Source organism: Faecalimonas nexilis (assembly GCF_059731825.1).
Genome location: NZ_AP029189.1, coordinates 2,318,155 through 2,337,591 on the forward strand (window position 1 = coordinate 2,318,155; position 19,437 = coordinate 2,337,591).

Below are 19,437 nucleotides of genomic sequence, written 5' to 3' on the forward strand. Positions count from 1 at the left end.
TATACACACCTAGGCGGATTCGAACCGCCGCACCCGCCTCCGGAGGGCGGTGCTCTATCCCCTGAGCTATAGGTGTATAAGAGTCGTTTACATCGTAAACGACTTTTAAATAATATCACACTTTTCTCCAAAAGTAAAGAAATTCTGTCTGGATTTACAAAATCACAAAATTAGTCGGTTTTCTTTTCTGCTGAAATAATATGCTCTGTAAGAGAGGATTTCCTCCTCTTCCACCTGCGTATCGTTGATCTCTTCAATCATATCCTCCAGATCGATACGGTTCGGGCTCTTACTCTCCGGCACGATAATCACTTCATGTATACTGCTTGGGAGTACATAATAATTTTCTCCGAGCTGATTTCCAATATCCTCAAGCACCTTATCATACAAAATGCACGCAGCACCAAAGCTTCGGATTTCATTGGTTAGCACATACATAAAATCTTCTTCCTCTTCATCGTTTGTCTCTTCGCCAAGCAATTCAGCCACCACGGAGTGCATTGTTTGAAATTCCGGCGGCAGGAGTTTTTTCGTGTTCTGATGTGCAATGTTATAGATTTTCTCTTTTTCCACACCCCACATTTTCACAATATCATCTGTGATCAATATGGTGGCTGTTCCTGATTTACTGACATCCAGCAGCACATAGAATACAATCGCCAAATCCAACACGCACACATGTGGAATCTGTTCGAGAAGTTCTGCATTCTCCTCTGCATGAATCAGTTTGTACACAATTTTTTGCTGCATTTTTGAAAAGCTCTGCAATACCGAAGTCTCCCACGCATGCTCTATGCGCACTTCCTGATACAATTTTAAAATGCTCTTTACAATCCGGTCAAGTGACTGATGTTTCTGATACTGCTCAAAATATTCTTCCAGATAAATCGTCGGCGATACATTGATTCCTTTTTCACTGACCATGATTCCGACTCTGTTTTTTCCATTATTTTTCATCGTCGTCTGAATACATACTGACATCCCTTCTTTCACCTGTTGCTTTATTCTTACTTCTACTGCACTCACAAATTGCTGATAATTCATATAAACTCCTTTCCTGTGAGTTGCTTTCTTTTTATCCCTCTTGAAAAATTGACATGAACCTGTCAAAGAAAATAGATTTGAAATATATTATGGTTTTTTGATTATAACCGAAGCTTCTGAAAAATACAATGCCTTTTTGAAATTTTTATCCATACGCTAACATTTCCTCTGTAACAAAAAAAGGATGAGCTATCCTATAAATAAACTCATCCTCTCCGTTATCAGATATCTGAACAGAATCCATTATACTCTTGATAAGTACTCTCCTGTACGTGTATCAATCTTCAGAACATCGCCTTGTTCTACAAACAACGGTACGTATACAACTGCTCCTGTCTCCACAGTAGCTGGTTTTGTCGCACCCTGTGCTGTATCTCCTTTAAATCCTGGCTCTGTCTCTGTAATCGCAAGTTCTACGAACAATGGTGGCTCTACAGCAAATACATTGCCATTGTGAGAACAAATCTTCACCATCTCATTCTCTTTTACGAATTTGAGTGAATCACCAATTGCATCTTCATTCAATGCAATCTGATCATATGTCTCAACATCCATGAAGTGATACAATTCTCCATCAGAATATAAGTACTGCATATCTTTTCTTTCGATATGAGCTTTTGGGAATTTTTCTGTAGGTCTAAATGTTTTTTCTACAGCTCCACCACTGATAATATTTTTTAATTTTGTTCTAACGAACGCTGCACCTTTACCTGGTTTTACATGTTGGAATTCTAAAATCTGATAAATATTCCCGTCAATTTCAAGGGTTACACCATTTTTAAAATCTCCTGCTGAAATCATCTGTTATCCTCCTTAATTATTCCCACATGTATCACTACATCTTGCGGGACATGCTCCTTTAAGCATAAATATTCTTCTTCACTTCTATCCATTCTATAATAGTTTGTACGATTTTTCAACCTTTTTTTCTATCCACTTAATTATTGTTCCAAATACGCATCTACAATGTCTTTTGACACACTGTGACAGATCTCTTCTGTCACTCCTTTTGAGGCATCCCGCACCTCTTGTCTTAGTTCTTCACTCATAGGAACAATCTTCGTTCCACTTTCCTCAATCACCTTGATTTTTTCCGCAATGCGGGTGTCCGACTGCTCTCTTGCGTATTTTTTTGCAATCTCAGAAGCCTCTGTGATCACATTTTGCTCTTTCTTTGAAAGCCCTTCAAAAAATTCATCACTGACAATCAAAGAAATCAAATGCGGCAGATGATTTGTCTCAACCACATAATCCTGCTGTTCATATAATCGACTGGAAACAATAACCTCATATGGGTTTTCCTGTGCATCGATTGTTCCCTGCTGAAGCCCGATGTACACCTCACTGAAAGTCATAGGTGTCGGATTCGCTTTGAGCGACTTCCAGAAAGCCATATGATACGGATTCTCCATTGTTCTGATCTTTTGCCCCTTAAAATCCGACAGGGAAGTAATATTTTTGTTCGTGGACATGACACGGAACCCCTGATCCGCATACCCCAACAGCTTATAGCCCGCATCTTTGTAAACATCTTCCATCAGACCATAGAACTTCGCATCATCCACTTTGTTGCGGACTTCTTCAATAGAGTCAAACACACATGGAATGTCAAATACCGCGACATCTTTCATAAACGTAACCTGCGGCGCTGTATTTTGTACGACAAACGGAATATCTCCGTCTTTACAGCTTTCTAACGATTCACGGTCTCCGCCAAGCGTACTGTTTGGATATACTTGAATCTTCATCTTTCCATCACTTAGCCGATCCACCTCTTCTGCAAATTTTTCCGAGAACAACTGTGTCACCGTATCTTCCGGACTGGATGTCGCAAGCGGCCAAGCGTATCTTTGCACATCGCTCTCCTTGGCGCACCCGGACAAGAGTACAGCAGCCAGCACCGCTGTTGCCATATATATTTTTTTCTTCATCAGATTTCCCTCCTACAATAGCACAAGACTGATACCTGGTATAAATGTAATCAGCAGTAACGCAATCAAGAAGAACACAATCATCGGAAATGCTTTTTTTGCAATTTCCATAATCGGTATCTCCGTAAGTGAACTTGCCACGAACAAATTGACTCCGATCGGAGGTGTCACAAAACCAATTGCAAGGTTTACAACCATCATCACACCAAAATGAATCGGGTCCATTCCTATTTCTGTTACAATCGGCAATAAAATCGGGCTTAAGATCAAGATCGCCGGTGTCGTGTCCATCGCCATTCCCACAATCAGTAAAAAGATATTAATCACAATTAAAATGACAATCGGATTACTAAAGTGTGTCAAAATCCATTCGCTGACTGCCTGTGGCACCTGCATCAGTGTAAGCACCCGCGAAAACGCAATTGACGCTGCAAGTATAAATAACAGCGGCGCATAAGTTCTTGTGGATTCTACAATGATTCCCCAAATGTTCTTCACCTGAATCGTGCGATAGATAAAAAGACTGATAATCAACGCATAGAAAACCGAGATAACCGCAGCCTCTGTCGGTGAAGCAATTCCCGAATAAATGCACCCTAAAATAATAACCGGACTAAGCAGGGCAAAAAAGCTCTCTTTTAACACTTTCAAAAAGCCTTTCGCATGTAATTTTCCAATCTCTTCTGCAATCTTTTCTTTGTCTTCTCCATATTTCTTACAGTAATAGATTGCATAGATCATCAGCAGGCCGCCAATCAAAAGTCCCGGAATAATTCCCGCGATAAACAGATCACTCACGGATTCTCCCGCCGCCATTCCATACATGATAAACGGAATACTTGGCGGTATGATCACACCGAGTCCTCCCGCCACAGCAACCACTGCTGTCACAAATTTCTTGTCATATCCAAGTTCCATCAGAATCGGTATTGTCATACTTCCAACCGCCGCTACAGTAGCCGGGCCCGAACCTGATATTGCACCATAAAACAAACATGTAATAATCACTGCGCACGGCATTCCCGCAGTTCTTTTTCCAAGAAAATACGCGAAAACATCAAACAGCCTTTTCGAGATTCCACCCTTTGCCATAACGATTCCGGAGAACACAAACATCGGCACTGCAAGAAGTGGAAAACTGTCGATTCCACCAAACATAGAACGAATGACAAACTGGGCGCTCGCCGTAAAAGAAGGGTCAAATGCTCCCGGCAATACCGATACAATCCCAAGTGATATCGATACCGGAATCGCAATCACCAGGCAAACTACAAATATTAAAAATACAACTACGATTGGCATGATTCTTCCCCTCCTTTTTCTTTCGCCCTTACAACCTGAAGCTCGATCCACCATCTCTGCACAATTCTAAATGCTGCCAGAATAAAGCATACAAACGGCGCTGCCTGAATGTAATACATCGGAATTCCACACGCCGGACTGACCTGTCCGCTCTCAATCGCAGAGCGCAGATACAAAAAGGCATACGGTATCATATAGCAGAAAAATACTAGTTCAATCGTATGATTCACCAGCTTAAACAACGCTTTTCCTCGTTTCGGAAACATCGCCACAAACTGCTCCACTTTTATAGAAATACATTTTTTCGTACAATAGCTGATGCTCAAAAATCCTTCCCAAATAAAAATATATCTTGTGATCTCTTCCGACCATGACAAAGACATGCCAAATGCATATCGAAAAACCACCTGAATTCCCATAATGGCAGTCATCATGATAAGACCTGCTCCCATCAGGAATTCTTCCAGACTGTTATTTAACCATGTGAATACTCTTTTCATAGCCTGCTCCTCTCATTCGTTTATTTCTTAACACAACACGGATTTAAAAACAGGCTTGGCAGTCTCGCTGTCAAGCCTGTTTGCACTTATTATAGGCTTTTGTGTAACAATTGCAATACAGTTTCCAAATTATTCACTTCCATTTGCCCTGGTGCAGATGCTTTTTTTGCTGCTCCGAATGTCAAAGCAGAACCAAATACTTCTCCACAAAGTCTGCTGATCACGCCTGTTCCTGCCATTGACATTGTGATGATCGGTCTGTCCGCATACTCAGATGCCATCTCTTCTGTCGCAGATAACAATACAAGAACATCTTTTTTGTTGTTCGGCATTACTGCAATCTTCGGAATGTCTGCTCCTAAGTCCTGCATTTTGCGAAGTCTTGAGACAATCTCATCTTTTTCAGGTGTCCTGTCGAAATCATGGTTAGACGCAACTACTTTTACATTCACTTCGTGTGCCGCTTCGATGATTTCTTTTACAACCTCATCTCCTGTAAATGCTTCCACATCTACTAAATCCACATATCCTGTCGCAGCAGCTTTCTTATTTAATTCTGCATATTCTTTTGCCTCGATTGCTTTCTCTCCACCTTCTTTTGAAGTACGGAATGTGAATAACAATGGTGTCTCTCCCAAAGCTTCTCTCAGCTCTTTTAAAACCTCTTCTACTTTTTCAAATTCAAAAACATGTTCAAACCAGTCTACACGCCATTCTACTACATCTACCGGAATATTTTCAAATGTTTTTGCTTCATTGATAATTTCTTCCTTTGTCACTCCTACGATCGGCACACAGATTTTTGGTACTCCTTCTCCGATCTTTACATTTCTTACGATTACCGGATTCATAAACTTCCTCCTACAGATTTTTAAAATTTATTTTGCTGTATTTACTTTTTCTACTAATTTTCCATATCTTGCATTTACCAACAGCGCAAGCAACACACCGATTACAGTAATGACAATGTTCATTACAAGAACGCCTGTTGCGGACATATTGGCAGCCGCACTTAAAATTGTATAATTACATAAGCTTGATGCAATCATAACAAGGCTTGTGATTGTTCCTTTGATCTTCGGGAACAGTTCATTTACAGTAGCTGTTGCCATCTGAAGAACTCCTCCTGCTGCTGCATAACCGATTACAAATGCACCGATGTAGCAGATTGCAGGTGTCTTGATCAAATATACTAACACCAACATGATTGTCGCAATCGCCGGATAGATAACAAGAAAACGTACTTGTTTGAATTTTGTGATCAAAATACTTGTCACAAACAACGCAACCAAAGTTCCTGCTGAGTAGTATGTCTGCATTACAGATACCGATTCAGACGGGATTCCTGCGATTTCTTTTCCGAATGTCTGCGCACAGTTTAACCATAACTGGAATGTAGCTGTACTTGTGAAACCGATTAAAATCAAGGCTACACTTTCCAATGAGAAATTTGCATTTTTCAGGTTACTGATAAATGACTCTGATTTTCCGCTCTCAGACTCTGCCGGAAGCGGTGCAAAAATTGCCAGCACACCGAGCACTGCGATTATAATACCTGCTACAAGTGGAAGTGTCAGGTATGACATAGATGTTCCTGCCACAAGTCCTAAGAAGAATGGCATTAAAAGCTGTGCTACGGAAATAAATAACTTAATTCCCATTGTCGCAATACCTGTATACTTGTACATAATCTCTGCAACTGCCGGATATGTAGCTGTATCTAAGAAGGAGTTTGCGATACCTCCGAGAACTGCTGCAACATATGCAACCTGTACGTTTGGTGAAAAAGCAATCCCTACGAAGAAAATAACATAAGATGCCACACCAATCAATACCGAAATTCTTCTTCCAAGCTTATCCGATAACGGTCCTGCAAACGGAAGTGAGATCAAACGTCCCAATCCCAATGCGGCTGCGATTGCAGTTACTTTCATCGCATCGTTCATTCCCCACTGATCTGCCAGCATCTCTTTTACAACCTGCTGGCTCAATATAGAACATCCAATACCATGGATAAAATAGTTTAAGTACAAAATCAATGCACTTGGTAAATATTTCTTATTCATCGTCTTTTCCTCTGCACTCCTTTTTTCTTTTAGTCGTATTTGATATCTAAGATTTCTTTCATATATTCGATCGGCATTGGTTCTCCTGTCCACAATTCAAATGCGGCTGAACCCTGGAATAACATCATTCCAAGACCGTTCATTGTCTTACATCCGACTTCTTTTGCCATCTTCAACAGCGCTGTTTCTCTTGGAGCATATACAACATCTGTTACGATCAGGTCTGGTCTTAAGAACGATTTGTCCGGAATGTATGTCTGACCTTCTAATGGTTTCATACCCATGCCTGTTCCGTTTGCAAATAAATAGCTGTCTGCAATCTCTTCTTTTAATTTGTCAAGATCTGCAAGATCATATAATGTCGCTTTACAGTTTGTATTTTCATTGATTTTCTTTACTGTCTCTTCTGCATTTGCCCAGAATTTATCTTTGATGTTAAAAATAGACATCTCTGCCACACCGTCAAGCGCTGCCTGAATTTCAATTGCTGTTGCAGCTCCACCCGCTCCGACAATTGTCATTTTTTTGCCAATAACATCAATGTTGTTGTCTTTTAATGCTGCCATATAACCGATACCATCTGTAATGTGACCTGTCAGGTGTCCATTGTCATTTACGATTGTATTGACTGCACCACACATTTTCGCTGCCGGTGACAACTCGTCTAAGTATTTATGTACCACTGTTTTGTTTGGCATAGATACGTTAGAGCCTCTCATCTTTAATGCACGAAGTCCTTTGATCGCATCTTCTAATGTATCGTTGTCCACCTCAAATGCAAGGTATGCATAGTCATATCCTAATTTTGCAAATGCTTCATTCTGCATTGCCGGTGAACTTGAATGTCTGATTGGGTAAGCCATTAAACCGATTAATTCTGTGTGACCTGTAATTCTTTCTGCCATGATTTTTCTCTCCTTTTAATTTGAATTGTTTTTTCTTTTGCCCATTTGTTAAATTTTAAACAACCTCTTTACTGTGATTATATACGATTTCAATCAATACTTCCAATACATCTTTTGTTATTTTTTGATAGTTTTTTTCTATCAATTGTGATATACTGTAAGGTAGAGAAAGGAGTACATGCTATGACATTAAATCAATTAACATATTTTCAAAAAATTGCCCAGCTGGAACATTTCCGCTTAGCCGCCAATGAACTGAATATTTCCCAGCCAAGTCTCAGTCGTTCTATGGATACGCTAGAAAATGAACTCGGTATTCCTCTTTTTGAAAAAAACGGACGAAACATCACACTCACTAAATACGGTAAGATGTTTTTAGAACACGTTGACCGCATTTTAGAAGAGGTTCGCACTGCGGAACAGAAAATGTACCATCTGACACAAGAAGGGGGACACATCGACATCGCCTATGTATCCCCTCTCGCTAACCACTATATTCCGCACACGGTGCGTACTTTTTTGAATCTTCCGGAAAATAAACAAGTGACGTTCAGTTTCAGTCAGGCACATACAATTGACCTGATCCGCGGGCTGAAAAACGACATGTATGACGTTGTTTTTGGCGCATATGTGGAAGATCAGCCTTCCGTACAGTTTACTCCAATCCTGCATCAGGAGATGTTACTCATCACCTCGTTAAACCATCCGCTCGCAAATGAAAAAGAAGTACCTTTTCAAGTACTGCAGGATTATCCGGTGATCGGATATGACCGTGATTCAGGTCTTGGACTTTACACTCACAAATTATATCGTAAGCACCAGATCCAGCCGGATATTGTCATCGACTGTCCAGACGAATATTCTATCGCAGCACTTGTGGCAGAAGACTTTGGAATCGCACTCGTTGCCGATGTTGACACGATACGCGATGCAAAGATTGCCAAAATTCCGGTTGCCGGCGAAGAACTCATCCACACGGTCTACATGGCTCATATGAAAGACAAATATATGATTCCCGCCACAAACCGGTTTGTCAAATTTATCAAAAAAGATTCCGGTCTGACCTAATATTCTTTAACTTGCGCTCCTTCCTTTAATCACTGTCCTTTGGTATAATTGCTTCGCCATTTTCATCCAACAGGTAAATTGCAAAAACGGTTTTAATCCGAGCCGGATAAGTCTCCAAAATTTCTCCATTATATACGATACATACCTCTGTTCCCTCTTCAAGTTCCGGTACTTCAATCTTTGATACAACATCCGTTGTAACCGTAATTTCACCTGTTGATATCTCTTCATTTTCAAAAGGTTCGACTGAAATCGTATTTTCACCTATTTCCAAAACAGTTGCGTTAAATGTCGGATTCCCTTTCGGCGTTTCCGTATCTTTACATCCTGTTAATGAAAACGCAGCAAAAATACAGGCACCTAATACAACAGATCTTTTTCTCATTTGATACACCTCCAACCCTTCATTTTCATTATGCTACCGAAAACAACTAATAATAATCCAACAATACAACTTCCGATTCCTAACACTTCTCATGACTCTTTTTCCTCCCATCTTTCCTTCTCATCTTTACAATCGCAATCTCGCTTAACCTCATCCAAAGATGTGATTGCAAATAAAAATGCGACCACAAGTATAGATAATAACGAGGCAGACACACTTTTCATAAAATGATCAACAACTACCATTGCAATCGTAGTTGCTGTAGTGTCTAAAAAAACAAACAAAACTTTCGCACTCATAAAAGAAATCCTGTCTAATGACAGCAGTGCATTCGGCAACGCCTGTGCAAACACTTCCATCGGAAATCCTACAATTGCAAAAATAAGAAAAAACAATATAATTTTGCCAACCGATTCATATCGAAACCCAAAGATTTTCATAATAGAACCACCGACAAGAGCGATTACCGAAACAATACCTAAAACAACTGCCACGCAAATAATAAAGCCCAAAAAATCTAATACTTTTTTTCTCATTTTTCACGCCTTTCCAAACAAAAAAAGATGTACAAGGTATACTATTTCAACTTCTACCTCATACATCTATTTTAATCTGTTCTTTAAATTATGTCCAATATTTCTTGCAATTTACTAGGCTATATGTTACAGTTCACTCCACGCCATTCGCGAAACGCACTTTCAGTGCTTTTCCGCTGCAAGCAGCTATTTTTGCTCATAAACAGGCGTTAAATTCTATAAATAATCTCTTTTTTCCAAAACTTCAAGGATATTACGCCCTTCCGTTGTACCCTCAATAATTCTTCTTGCACGGACACTGTCACCGATGTTCATAATCTCTACGTCTCCGCTGTGTCCAAATGTATTATACAACGCATCTAAGATCGGAGCATTTGCTCTCATACCAAGACATACAAATCCGTAATCAAATGCGAGATCTTTCTCTTCTCCATCCGGCATTTTCACAAGGAATGCATCGCTCTTTACTTCTAACAAAGCTGTGTTTGGAAGCTGTTGTACTCCATACTGATCCATCATCGTAAATGTTCCAACTTTAGAAACAGGGTCAATTCCATTTCCGATAACCGGCATCATTTCTACGATACTCACATCCGCATGTCTTGGTGCGAAGAATTCCACTACATCAAGACCAACTGCTCCTCCACCGATGACTACAACTTTCTTTCCAGTCAAGTCTTCCGGATATTCTGTAATGTGGTTGATCATATTTGTGATAGAAGATACTTTTCCGCCTTCTTTGTCAATATTTTCGTGTAATCCTTTGATTGGTGGAAGAAGTGGATTCGATCCTGTCGCATTGACAATAATGTTCGGATTCAGGCTTTCAACCAACTCAATTGTTGCTTCTGTATTTTTAAAGATAAATAAGTTTTTCAGCTTGCTTGCACGGTGAATCAGATAATTCGGGAAATCTGACAGTCTCTTTTTATCCGGAATCTTGGAAATCTCCGCTGCAAGTCCTCCAAGATTTGCCTTTTTCTCGATCAAGAATGTTGTACATCCAACTTCAGCTGCTGTACATGCTGCTTCCAGTCCTGCAGTACCTCCACCGATTACAACAACATTGCAAGATTTCTTCACGCGAAGTTTTTTGTATCCTTCTCCTTCATTCACAGCCGGATTGATTGTACAACGGATTGGGCGGTTTACTCCGATACGGTTTCCTGCACATCCGATGTTACATGAGATACATTTACGGATTTCTTTTTCATCGCCAAAGCTTACTTTGTTTACCCATTCCGGATCCGCAATCAGACCACGTCCCATACCGATGAGATCTGCATCTCCTCTTTCTAAAATATCTTCTGCAACTTGTGGGTCTCTGATATTTCCCATTGTGATACAAATTTTTCCATATCTTTCTTTGACTGCTTTCGCCATATAAGAACGCCATCCGTCTTCCAGGTAGTTAGCATCAATCTGATATTGGATAGAGCCATTCAAACCACAGGAAACGTCAAATACATCTACCTCTTTTTCAAAATACTGAAGATAATCCAAAGTATCTTCCAATGTGTTTCCGCCTTCTAAAAATTCATCTGCACTGATTCTTACAAAAATCGGGAAGAATGGACCTACCTGTGCACGTACTTCTTCAATAACCATTTTTGCAAAACGTGCTCTGTTCTCTGGGGAACCTCCAAATTCATCCGTTCTCTTATTTGTTATCGGTGACAAGAACTGGCTGAGTAAGTAAGAGTGTCCGGCGTGAATCTCCACTGCATCAAATCCTGCGATCTGTGCTCTCTTTGCAGCTTCTCCGTATTTTTTTACAATGCGTAAAATCTCTTCTTTTTCAAGCGGTCTTGGAATCTCTCCACCTGCTTTTGACGGAATATTCGACGCAGAAACCGGCTGCATATTTGTTCTTGCAGACTGCGCAGAAGCTCCAGCATGATTGATCTGGATTGCAATACAGGCACCATGTTTGTGTACTGTCTCGCTCAATTTGAATAATCTTGGAATATAGCTGTCGTGGTCGATACGAAGCTGTGTTGTTCCATTAGATCCTTCCGGTGAATCTACACTTGCATTTTCTACGATCAAAAGACCTGTTCCGCCTTTTGCTCTCTGTTCATAATAGTTGATATGAAGAAAACTCATTTCTCCATTCTGTTCTCCATAGTTCGTTCCCATTGGTGTCATAACAATTCTGTTTTTCAGTGTCATGTGCTTAATTGTAAGCGGTTCAAAAATATGTGTATATTTGCTTTGCATTTTTTCCTAACTCCTTCTAAATGATTGTTTCAGATCCATGTGAAACGAGGTTGTTGACATTGCCTTGGGCGCCGGCCTCTGTCTTTTCTTAGCTACTATTATAAGCACTCTTCATCCATAAAACAAATTGGTATTTTCATCATTTTTGATAAATTTTCTCTATAGATTTAAAAAAGTAACTGCTCAAAGAACAGTTACTTTTTCCGTTTGTCTTTCTCTTTTCGATAAAAATGTAATACAATTTTTTCCAAGTATCGTTTCAGAACAATCTGAATCTCTTCTTTGGGGTGAATCGGCTTCACAAGTATATTTCGGATTCCCGCCCGTTTTGCGCCATAGACATCAGTAAACAGCTGGTCCCCGATAAAAATTGTATTCTCTGGTGTTGTTCCCATAATCTCCATCCCCTTTTTGTAATTTTTTGTAGATGGTTTGTGAGCATTAAAAATATAGTTCGTCTGAATCTCCTCATTGAACATCTTTACGCGGGGTTCCTGATTATTCGAAATCAGGCAACTGGAAAATCCAATCGCCTTCAGTCTCGCAAACAGCGCTTTTGCCCTCTCATCAGCCGGTGCACCATGCGGAACCAATGTGTTATCAATATCGAAAATCAGTCCCCGATAGCCTTCTTCATACAATTTTTCAAACGGAATAACATAGGTCGATGCGACATAGTCATCCGGAAAAAAACGTTCAAACATAATCTTCATCCATTTCTCTTTTTATTCCATAAATGCCAGCACATCTTCTTTTTCCGGCATTGAACGAATCGCGCCTTTTTTAGTCGTAATCAATGCTGCTGCCGCATTTGCAAACGAAAGCATCTCTTTTAAATTTTCCTCTGTCAGATTCTCAAGTCCATGTTCTAATACATAGTTGATCGAGCTTCCACAGAAAGTATCTCCTGCACCTGTCGTCTCGATTGCCTTCACAACGCGTCCGGCAACTTCCACTCTCATATCTTTGTAGTAAGCACGACTTCCATCTTTCCCCATAGTCAGAAGAATGAGCGGGATCTGATATTTCTCCTGCAGATACCGGATTCCCTCATCGTAATCCTCTTTTCCTGAGATAAACTGAATCTCATTATCTGAAATCTTCAAAACATCGCAATATGCGAATCCATACTCCATCTGCTCTTTTGCAAGCTCTAATGAGCTCCAAAGAGGTGGTCGAAGATTCGGGTCAAATGTAATAACCAGCCCATTGTCTTTTGCAATTTTCAATGCTTTTTTTGTGGCTTCTCTCACTCCGTCATGAGTCATAGACAATGTTCCAAAATGGAATATCTTTGCCTTTTTTACAAATTCTTCATCTACTTCATCAGCTGTCAGCATCATATCAGCTCCCGGATTCCGGTAAAACGAAAACTCCCTGTCCCCATCCGGAAATGTATGCACAAATGCCAATGTGGTATTCACCTCTTGATCCATATATAAAGCGGAGGTGTCGATTCCAACATCATCCAGTGTAGCTTTCAACAGTGTTCCAAACTGGTCCTGTCCTACTTTCCCCAAAAAAGCCGTCTTCTTTCCCAACTTGTTCAGCATTGCGAGCACATTACAAGGCGCCCCACCCGGACACGCCTCAAAAAGATTGTTTCCCTGTTCACTCTCCCCGTGCATCGTAAAATCAATCAATAATTCTCCCAATGCGATTACATCAAATTCTTTCTGCATTGTAAAACCTCCCTTATTTTCTCCATCTATTATAGCCGACACACTTCTATTGTTCAATTTCTATTTTATAGTTTTTTTGAACATATTGCAGAAATTGCTTTACAATCGGCGATAAATATTTGTTCCGCATGATCGCCATATAAATATATCTTCGATACGCCAGCTTTTCAATCGGGATAATCTTCACCTGCAGGCTCTTCAAAATCGGAATATTCGGTACAATCCCGACACCAAATCCCTTTGCCACAAGTCCGGCAAGTGCGCTGTCTTCGTCCACCGTGTACTTGATATCCGGAGTAATATCTGCGTCTTTGAAAAGCCCGTCGATCACCGCACGAAGTCCACTCGTTTTATTGAAAAAAATCTGAGGATAACTGGCAATCTCTTCAAATTTTACACTCTCCCGATCTGCTAATGGGTGTCCATATGGCACAATTGCTGCAAGTTCTTCTTTTGTAACCGGGATAAATTCAATATCCGGCTCATTTTTCATATAAGAACAGAATCCAAGGTCAAAACGTTCTGATTTGATACCTTTCACAATCTCCTCTGTCACTCCATTGTTAAAGTGAAATTGGATATCTTTTTCTTTGTTCTCGTCCAAAAAATTTTTAACCAGCTCCGGTATAAATTCACTCCCCTGTGTATAGATGTATCCGATATCAATCTCACCGCTTGTCTCACTTGTCATCGATCTCGTCTTTTTAATTCCGGTATCCAACACCCGCAAAGACTCCTCGGCATATTTCAAAAATACTTTTCCATATTTTGTAAGAACTACGTTCCGTCCTTGTTTTTCAAATAAATAAGTCCCCAGTTCCTGTTCCAACATACCAATTGCATGACTGAGGCTTGGTTGCGTGATAGATAGTTGCTTCGCCGCTTTCGTATAATGTTCCATATAGGCTAGTGTTACAAAATAATGCAATTGATTTAAATTCATATGCCTCTCTCCTTCAAATAAGTTTTGTTAAGTATATCACAATTTCTCTCTATAATCTATAGATAAAAACTATTATCTTTGCTAATAAGTAAGTTAACCGCACATGATAAAAAGAGTCCGAGTTGGACTCTTTTACATTTTAGCCAATACAATTTTTACATCTTCCCGAAACTTTTCCCATGCCGCTTCATCTTCTACAAAATATTTCGGACAAATCTTGCCGGTAATATCATAATGACGAATTACATCTTTTTCGGTCAAATCAAATTTTTTACATAACCATGCTGTCAGCTGTACCATAGATTTGTAGGTTGCCTGTGTATATTTTCCATCTTCATTCGGATGACATGTCTCAATAGAAACCGTGTCAGGATTCCTGTCATTGGATGCGTATGCTTCCTCCCACGTCGGAATACACTGCACAATCTCTCCATCTAATCCTACAATAAAATGGCTGCTTGCCTTCGTTATGTGACTGTCTTTTAAGCCTTCAAAATAATTTCGATTCTGCATAGCAGTCGATCCGGGATTCGCCGTATAATGAATTACAATTCCATTGATTCGCTCTGTCTTTGTCCCCGGTCTAGAATATTCATTTACCGTTAAAAGTTGCACATCGATATCCGGCTTAGCAGCATCTATATCTGCACCTGTAATTTCCATATATCCATTACCCAATGGTCCAATATGAAACACTTTCATTCCCCCAAGCACAACCGTAAGCAAAATCAGACAGGCCGCGCCAACTCGTGTATAGAGTTGCATTCGCCGTTTCATTCTGTTCTTACTTCTCCCTTTTTTTCTTCTGTGATTTGCTGTCATACTACAACCCCCGTATATCAAAATATGATATATGATTCTAACATATTTTTCTACGGATTATTTCAAAATTTGCTTAGTTTTTTCTTAATTACTTTTTTCCAAACGTTCAAAGTAAAGCTGCACGGCCTCATACTCTTGAATATTTCTCGGCATTGGCAATCCACCATACATCAATGCGGCTCCGGTATAAATTTTCCCATTTTCTTTGTCTTGATAGAATGCTTCCTCCTCCAAATTTCGCAAATACAAATAATACACTTTTTCATTCGCATGCTTTTTCGTCAGCACATAATTTACAAGCACCTCTGATTTATCTTCACTTGTAAATTGCCATGCTGTATACGTATGGTTTTCATAAGGATTTGACAAACGGTCGTATATTCCGTCATGAATCAGGCTTTGGTATTTTTTATAAGCTTCTATTTGATATCGAATCTCTTCTTTGTCTTTTTCGCACAGCTGGTTCACATCTAATTCATACCCAAAACTTCCAGCCATTGCGACAACTGCTCTTGTATACATCGGTGTGTTTCTTCCTGTCTGATGATTTGGACAAACCGACACATGAGATCCGACTGTGCTAATCGGATAAGCGAAAGAAGTCCCGTATTGTATAGATAACCGCTCAATTGCATCTGTGTTATCACTACACCATATCTGAGGTGTATAATAGAGCATCCCGGCGTCAAATCTCCCGCCTCCTCCGGAACACCCTTCAAACAGAATATCCGGATATCGCTGAATCAGCTTTTCCAACAATTCATACAATCCGAGTACATAGCGGTGGTAAATTTCTCCCTGTCTGTCTTTCGGAAAATATGCAGACCACACATCACTCAGATTCCGGTTCATATCCCACTTCACATACTCTATATTTGCAGAATCTAACACCTCACACATAGCTTGAAACAGATATTCTCTCACATCCGCTCTCGCCATATCCAAGATCAATTCATAACGGCTTCTGTTTGGTTTTCGGTTTAAAATGGCAAGACACCAGTCCGGATGTGCCCGATATAGCTCACTGTCCTCCGAAACAGCTTCCGGCTCGAACCAAATTCCGAACTTCATACCCATCTGATTAATACGTTCTACCAGCTTTCCAAGCCCGCCTTTTATCTTCTTTTCATTCACAAACCAGTCTCCCAGTCCAGAGGTGTCATCTTCCCTCTTTCCAAACCAGCCATCATCCATAACGAACATTTCTACGCCAAGTTCTTTTGCCTCCTTTGCAATTTGAAATAGCTTTTCTTCATCAAATTGGAAATAGGTAGCCTCCCAGTTATTGATTAAAATCGGGCGTCTCGAAAGTTTATATTTTCCTCTGCATAGATGATTCCTATATGCCTTGTGAAATGTATTAGAAAGTTTTGAAAACCCTTCTCCACTATAACTCATTACCACTTCCGGAGCATCGAACACCTCTCCCTGTTTTAATTGATAAGAAAACTGCGTAGGATGAATTCCCATAACCATACGTGTCTGTTCAATTTGATCCACTTCTACCTCAGCAAGGAAATTGCCGCTATACACAAACGACATCGCATAACAATCCCCTGTCGTTTCTGTTGCATTTTTACTGCATAAAATCACAAACGGATTGTGCTGATGGCTGGATGTCCCACGCACACTTCCAATGGACTGCATTCCATGCCTTATTGGAAGACGTTCCAGTTCCCGCTCCATCGCATGTTTTCCATGAAAGTGTACCATATCAAACTCTTTGTGGTAAAACTCCAAACATGCTGATGCCACCTTTTCCAATATAATAGTCTCTGTTCCCTCATTAATTACAGTGACAGCTCTTGTAATGATGTCTAACTCATGAAACACGCCATAATACAATATGACCGCAACATTTGTTGTGAAATCTTTAAGCTTAATTTCTAATGTATCCGCTTCCTCTTCTTTCGCATACATTGCAGGAAGCCCGCAAATACTATATTTTCCCTTGTAAATCTTATGCGATTCATAACGAAGGTCAGCACCATATCCTCCATTCCCATCTATGATACGCAATGACTCTGTACGATAGTCACCTGTTCCATATGTGGAATACTCCTGAAGCAGTGTATCCATCGAAAATTCCCGGCGATTACCCGCATCTGGTATTTGTCCAGAAAATCCTCTATCGTACATCTGCACTAAATAAGACATATCACACTTACCGACCCGCTTTCCATAGTATAGATGTTGTAATACTCCATAATCTCCTATCATAATTTGATATGCAGTATTTTTACTCTCTAATGTAAATATATTTTTTTCTTTATCAAATTGAATTGCCATGTTCTTTTTCCTTTCTCGGCAACAAAATTGTAATTGTTGTCCCTTTATCTTTTTCACTAACAATATTGATTCCGTAATCCATACCATAAATCAATTTAATACGATCATCTACATTGTTAATTCCAATCCCTGTAAAATGTTCACTTTTTTTATCTTTTTTATTATTCAAAGTATATAACTGCTCTGCATCCATTCCTACACCGTTATCCTCAATGTCAAATCTCAGATATTTCTTTTCTTCTTTTATAAAAACGGAAATTTCCCCCTCCATTCCTTCTGGAAATGCATGAAAAAATGCATTCTCTACGAAAGGCTGCAAAATCAACTTTGGAACGAGATATTCTTTACATTTGTCCACTACATAAAATTCGACTCCGACTGCATCTCCATATCTCGTCTGATTAATCAAAACATAATTTTTCAAGTTTGCCACTTCTTGTTCTACTGTCACAAATTCATCCGTATTACTTATCGTATTGCGAAGCAAGGAAATAAAGGCATCGATGACTGCGGTCGATTTTTTCACATCCCCCTGCCATGTCAACCACTTTATACTTGCCAATGTATTATACATATAATGTGGATTAATCTGCATCTGCAATGCGTGAATTTCCGCGTTTCGTTTTTCTTCCTGAATTTTCATGCGTTCTTCTATATATTGATTGATTCGCTCCAGCATCGTATTATAAGCTTTCGAAAGTTCTTGAATTTCTTCTGTTCCTTCCACATCTACATATTCCTGCATATTTCCTTCCTGCACAAGCCTCATCTTATCTGCCAGTTTTGATAATGGTCTCGTCTGTTGTTTAATAAAAATAAATACAAACAGTCCTATCAAAACCGTAATGCCGAGCGTGAGAAGTATATTGCTTTTCAGATGATACTGCTGTATGAATGCAAAATCCGGATCTATAACGCCGACCATCCGAAAGTTTGTACCTTGAAGTTTCTGCGTCAAATACATCTTTCCCAGACTCTTCCCTTCACCGTCGACTTGATCCAAAATCATCTCCAATTCCTTTTTGCCTTCACCGTTTAAATATTCTCGCTCATTTGAAGAGATCACCTTTTCATTCTGATTCAAGATAATAATATCACTTGTATCCGATGTAAAATAATCGTACATTTTTTGAAACTCAGATTCTTTGATCGATATAAATATAATTCCATCGCAAACATCCTTCTCACTGTAATTCAGACTCTTTGCCATCACCAAAACCGGCACATTTTTTTGATCGTCGGTGTATCCTTTTTCTTCATACTCGCAAATCAGCTTTCCTGGATTGCTCATCGCCTTTTTCGCCACTTCACTTTGCAAAATTGCCTCCGCTGAGATATCTTTTCTGGCATTATTCAAAATATAATTTTTCCCGTTCATTCCCATCAGCATTACACCAAGCTCACTGTGCTCATCTACTTTTGTCTCTTTCATATGTTTCTGCATATAATATATCGTTTTCATCTCTTCTTCATCTGTCTGATTCTGTGTCGTTAGATATTCCCGAACCGCCCAGCTCATATTTGCTTTCGAGGTAATCTCAATCACATCCGAAAAAAACTTATAAAATTCTTTGTCAATCTGCTTGAAAATTTTTCGCTGTGATTCTGAAAAAATATTTACAAATACCTTTTTGGAAATAAATAAATTCAATGTACTAAGAGCCACCGAAAGACAAGTGATTCCCACAATCACGGTGCATAAAATTTTTACAAATAACATATTTATATGGATTTGCCTCTTCAT

Annotated in this window: 18 protein-coding genes and 1 tRNA gene; 1 reads left to right on the forward strand and 18 read right to left on the reverse strand. The window is 39.6% G+C overall.

Going from position 1 to position 19,437, the window contains the following annotated elements:
- Positions 1-4: 4 nt before the first annotated feature.
- The 9 genes from AC6I5B_RS11835 to AC6I5B_RS11875 form a co-directional block, all read right to left on the reverse strand.
- Positions 5-76 (reverse strand) — tRNA-Arg (locus AC6I5B_RS11835).
- Between the two features lie 86 nt (positions 77-162).
- Entirely contained in the window at positions 163-1,044 is an 882-nt protein-coding gene (locus AC6I5B_RS11840; RefSeq protein ID WP_022250619.1) for a DUF5688 family protein, read from the reverse strand.
- A gap of 243 nt (positions 1,045-1,287) precedes the next feature.
- Positions 1,288-1,845 carry an elongation factor P gene (efp, locus tag AC6I5B_RS11845; protein ID WP_004611355.1) on the reverse strand — a complete coding sequence of 186 codons (558 nt, stop codon included), beginning with the start codon at positions 1,843-1,845 and terminating at the stop codon, positions 1,288-1,290.
- A 140-nt stretch (positions 1,846-1,985) separates the two neighbouring features.
- Positions 1,986-2,975, reverse strand: coding sequence for a TRAP transporter substrate-binding protein (locus tag AC6I5B_RS11850; RefSeq protein ID WP_270651371.1), 990 nt, complete (start codon positions 2,973-2,975; stop codon positions 1,986-1,988).
- A 12-nt stretch (positions 2,976-2,987) separates the two neighbouring features.
- A complete protein-coding gene (locus tag AC6I5B_RS11855) occupies positions 2,988-4,277 on the reverse strand; it encodes a TRAP transporter large permease (protein WP_004611359.1) in 1,290 nt (429 codons plus the stop codon).
- Positions 4,265-4,777 (reverse strand): TRAP transporter small permease, encoded by a 513-nt coding sequence (locus AC6I5B_RS11860; RefSeq protein WP_004611360.1) that lies wholly within the window; start codon positions 4,775-4,777, stop codon positions 4,265-4,267. Before AC6I5B_RS11860 ends, AC6I5B_RS11855 begins: the two co-directional genes overlap by 13 nt.
- An 89-nt stretch (positions 4,778-4,866) precedes the next feature.
- A complete protein-coding gene (aroD, locus tag AC6I5B_RS11865; RefSeq protein WP_022250614.1) occupies positions 4,867-5,628 on the reverse strand; it encodes a type I 3-dehydroquinate dehydratase in 762 nt (253 codons plus the stop codon).
- A gap of 27 nt (positions 5,629-5,655) precedes the next feature.
- A complete protein-coding gene (locus tag AC6I5B_RS11870; protein ID WP_022250613.1) occupies positions 5,656-6,843 on the reverse strand; it encodes an MFS transporter in 1,188 nt (395 codons plus the stop codon).
- Between the two features lie 29 nt (positions 6,844-6,872).
- Positions 6,873-7,748: a shikimate dehydrogenase gene (locus AC6I5B_RS11875; RefSeq protein ID WP_004611363.1), complete on the reverse strand. Its 876-nt coding sequence runs from the start codon at positions 7,746-7,748 to the stop codon at positions 6,873-6,875.
- A gap of 183 nt (positions 7,749-7,931) precedes the next feature.
- Between AC6I5B_RS11875 and AC6I5B_RS11880 the strand changes: the two genes are divergently transcribed.
- A complete protein-coding gene (locus tag AC6I5B_RS11880; RefSeq protein WP_022250612.1) occupies positions 7,932-8,816 on the forward strand; it encodes a LysR family transcriptional regulator in 885 nt (294 codons plus the stop codon).
- Between the two features lie 25 nt (positions 8,817-8,841).
- Here the strand turns inward: AC6I5B_RS11880 and AC6I5B_RS11885 are convergent, their stop codons facing one another.
- From AC6I5B_RS11885 to AC6I5B_RS11925, 9 genes are all read right to left on the reverse strand, one after another.
- The gene (locus AC6I5B_RS11885; RefSeq protein ID WP_004611365.1) at positions 8,842-9,201 is read right to left on the reverse strand and encodes a hypothetical protein; all 360 of its coding nucleotides are present in this window, start codon (positions 9,199-9,201) and stop codon (positions 8,842-8,844) included.
- Positions 9,202-9,290: 89 nt separating this feature from the next.
- Positions 9,291-9,737, reverse strand: coding sequence for a regulatory YrvL family protein (locus AC6I5B_RS11890; protein WP_004611366.1), 447 nt, complete (start codon positions 9,735-9,737; stop codon positions 9,291-9,293).
- 216 nt (positions 9,738-9,953) lie between these two features.
- Entirely contained in the window at positions 9,954-11,957 is a 2,004-nt protein-coding gene (locus AC6I5B_RS11895; protein WP_022250611.1) for an oxidoreductase, read from the reverse strand.
- A gap of 194 nt (positions 11,958-12,151) precedes the next feature.
- On the reverse strand, positions 12,152-12,661 hold the full coding sequence (locus AC6I5B_RS11900; protein ID WP_044986652.1) for a YqeG family HAD IIIA-type phosphatase: 510 nt from the start codon (positions 12,659-12,661) through the stop codon (positions 12,152-12,154).
- 21 nt (positions 12,662-12,682) lie between these two features.
- On the reverse strand, positions 12,683-13,639 hold the full coding sequence (locus tag AC6I5B_RS11905) for a carbohydrate kinase family protein (RefSeq protein ID WP_022250609.1): 957 nt from the start codon (positions 13,637-13,639) through the stop codon (positions 12,683-12,685).
- Positions 13,640-13,685: 46 nt separating this feature from the next.
- Positions 13,686-14,582: a LysR family transcriptional regulator gene (locus AC6I5B_RS11910; RefSeq protein ID WP_004611370.1), complete on the reverse strand. Its 897-nt coding sequence runs from the start codon at positions 14,580-14,582 to the stop codon at positions 13,686-13,688.
- 132 nt (positions 14,583-14,714) lie between these two features.
- On the reverse strand, positions 14,715-15,404 hold the full coding sequence (locus tag AC6I5B_RS11915) for a peptidoglycan recognition protein family protein (RefSeq protein WP_117787017.1): 690 nt from the start codon (positions 15,402-15,404) through the stop codon (positions 14,715-14,717).
- Between the two features lie 84 nt (positions 15,405-15,488).
- Positions 15,489-17,693: an alpha-galactosidase gene (locus AC6I5B_RS11920; RefSeq protein WP_004611372.1), complete on the reverse strand. Its 2,205-nt coding sequence runs from the start codon at positions 17,691-17,693 to the stop codon at positions 15,489-15,491.
- On the reverse strand, positions 17,677-19,437 hold the full coding sequence (locus AC6I5B_RS11925; protein ID WP_497773364.1) for a cache domain-containing sensor histidine kinase: 1,761 nt from the start codon (positions 19,435-19,437) through the stop codon (positions 17,677-17,679). Before AC6I5B_RS11925 ends, AC6I5B_RS11920 begins: the two co-directional genes overlap by 17 nt.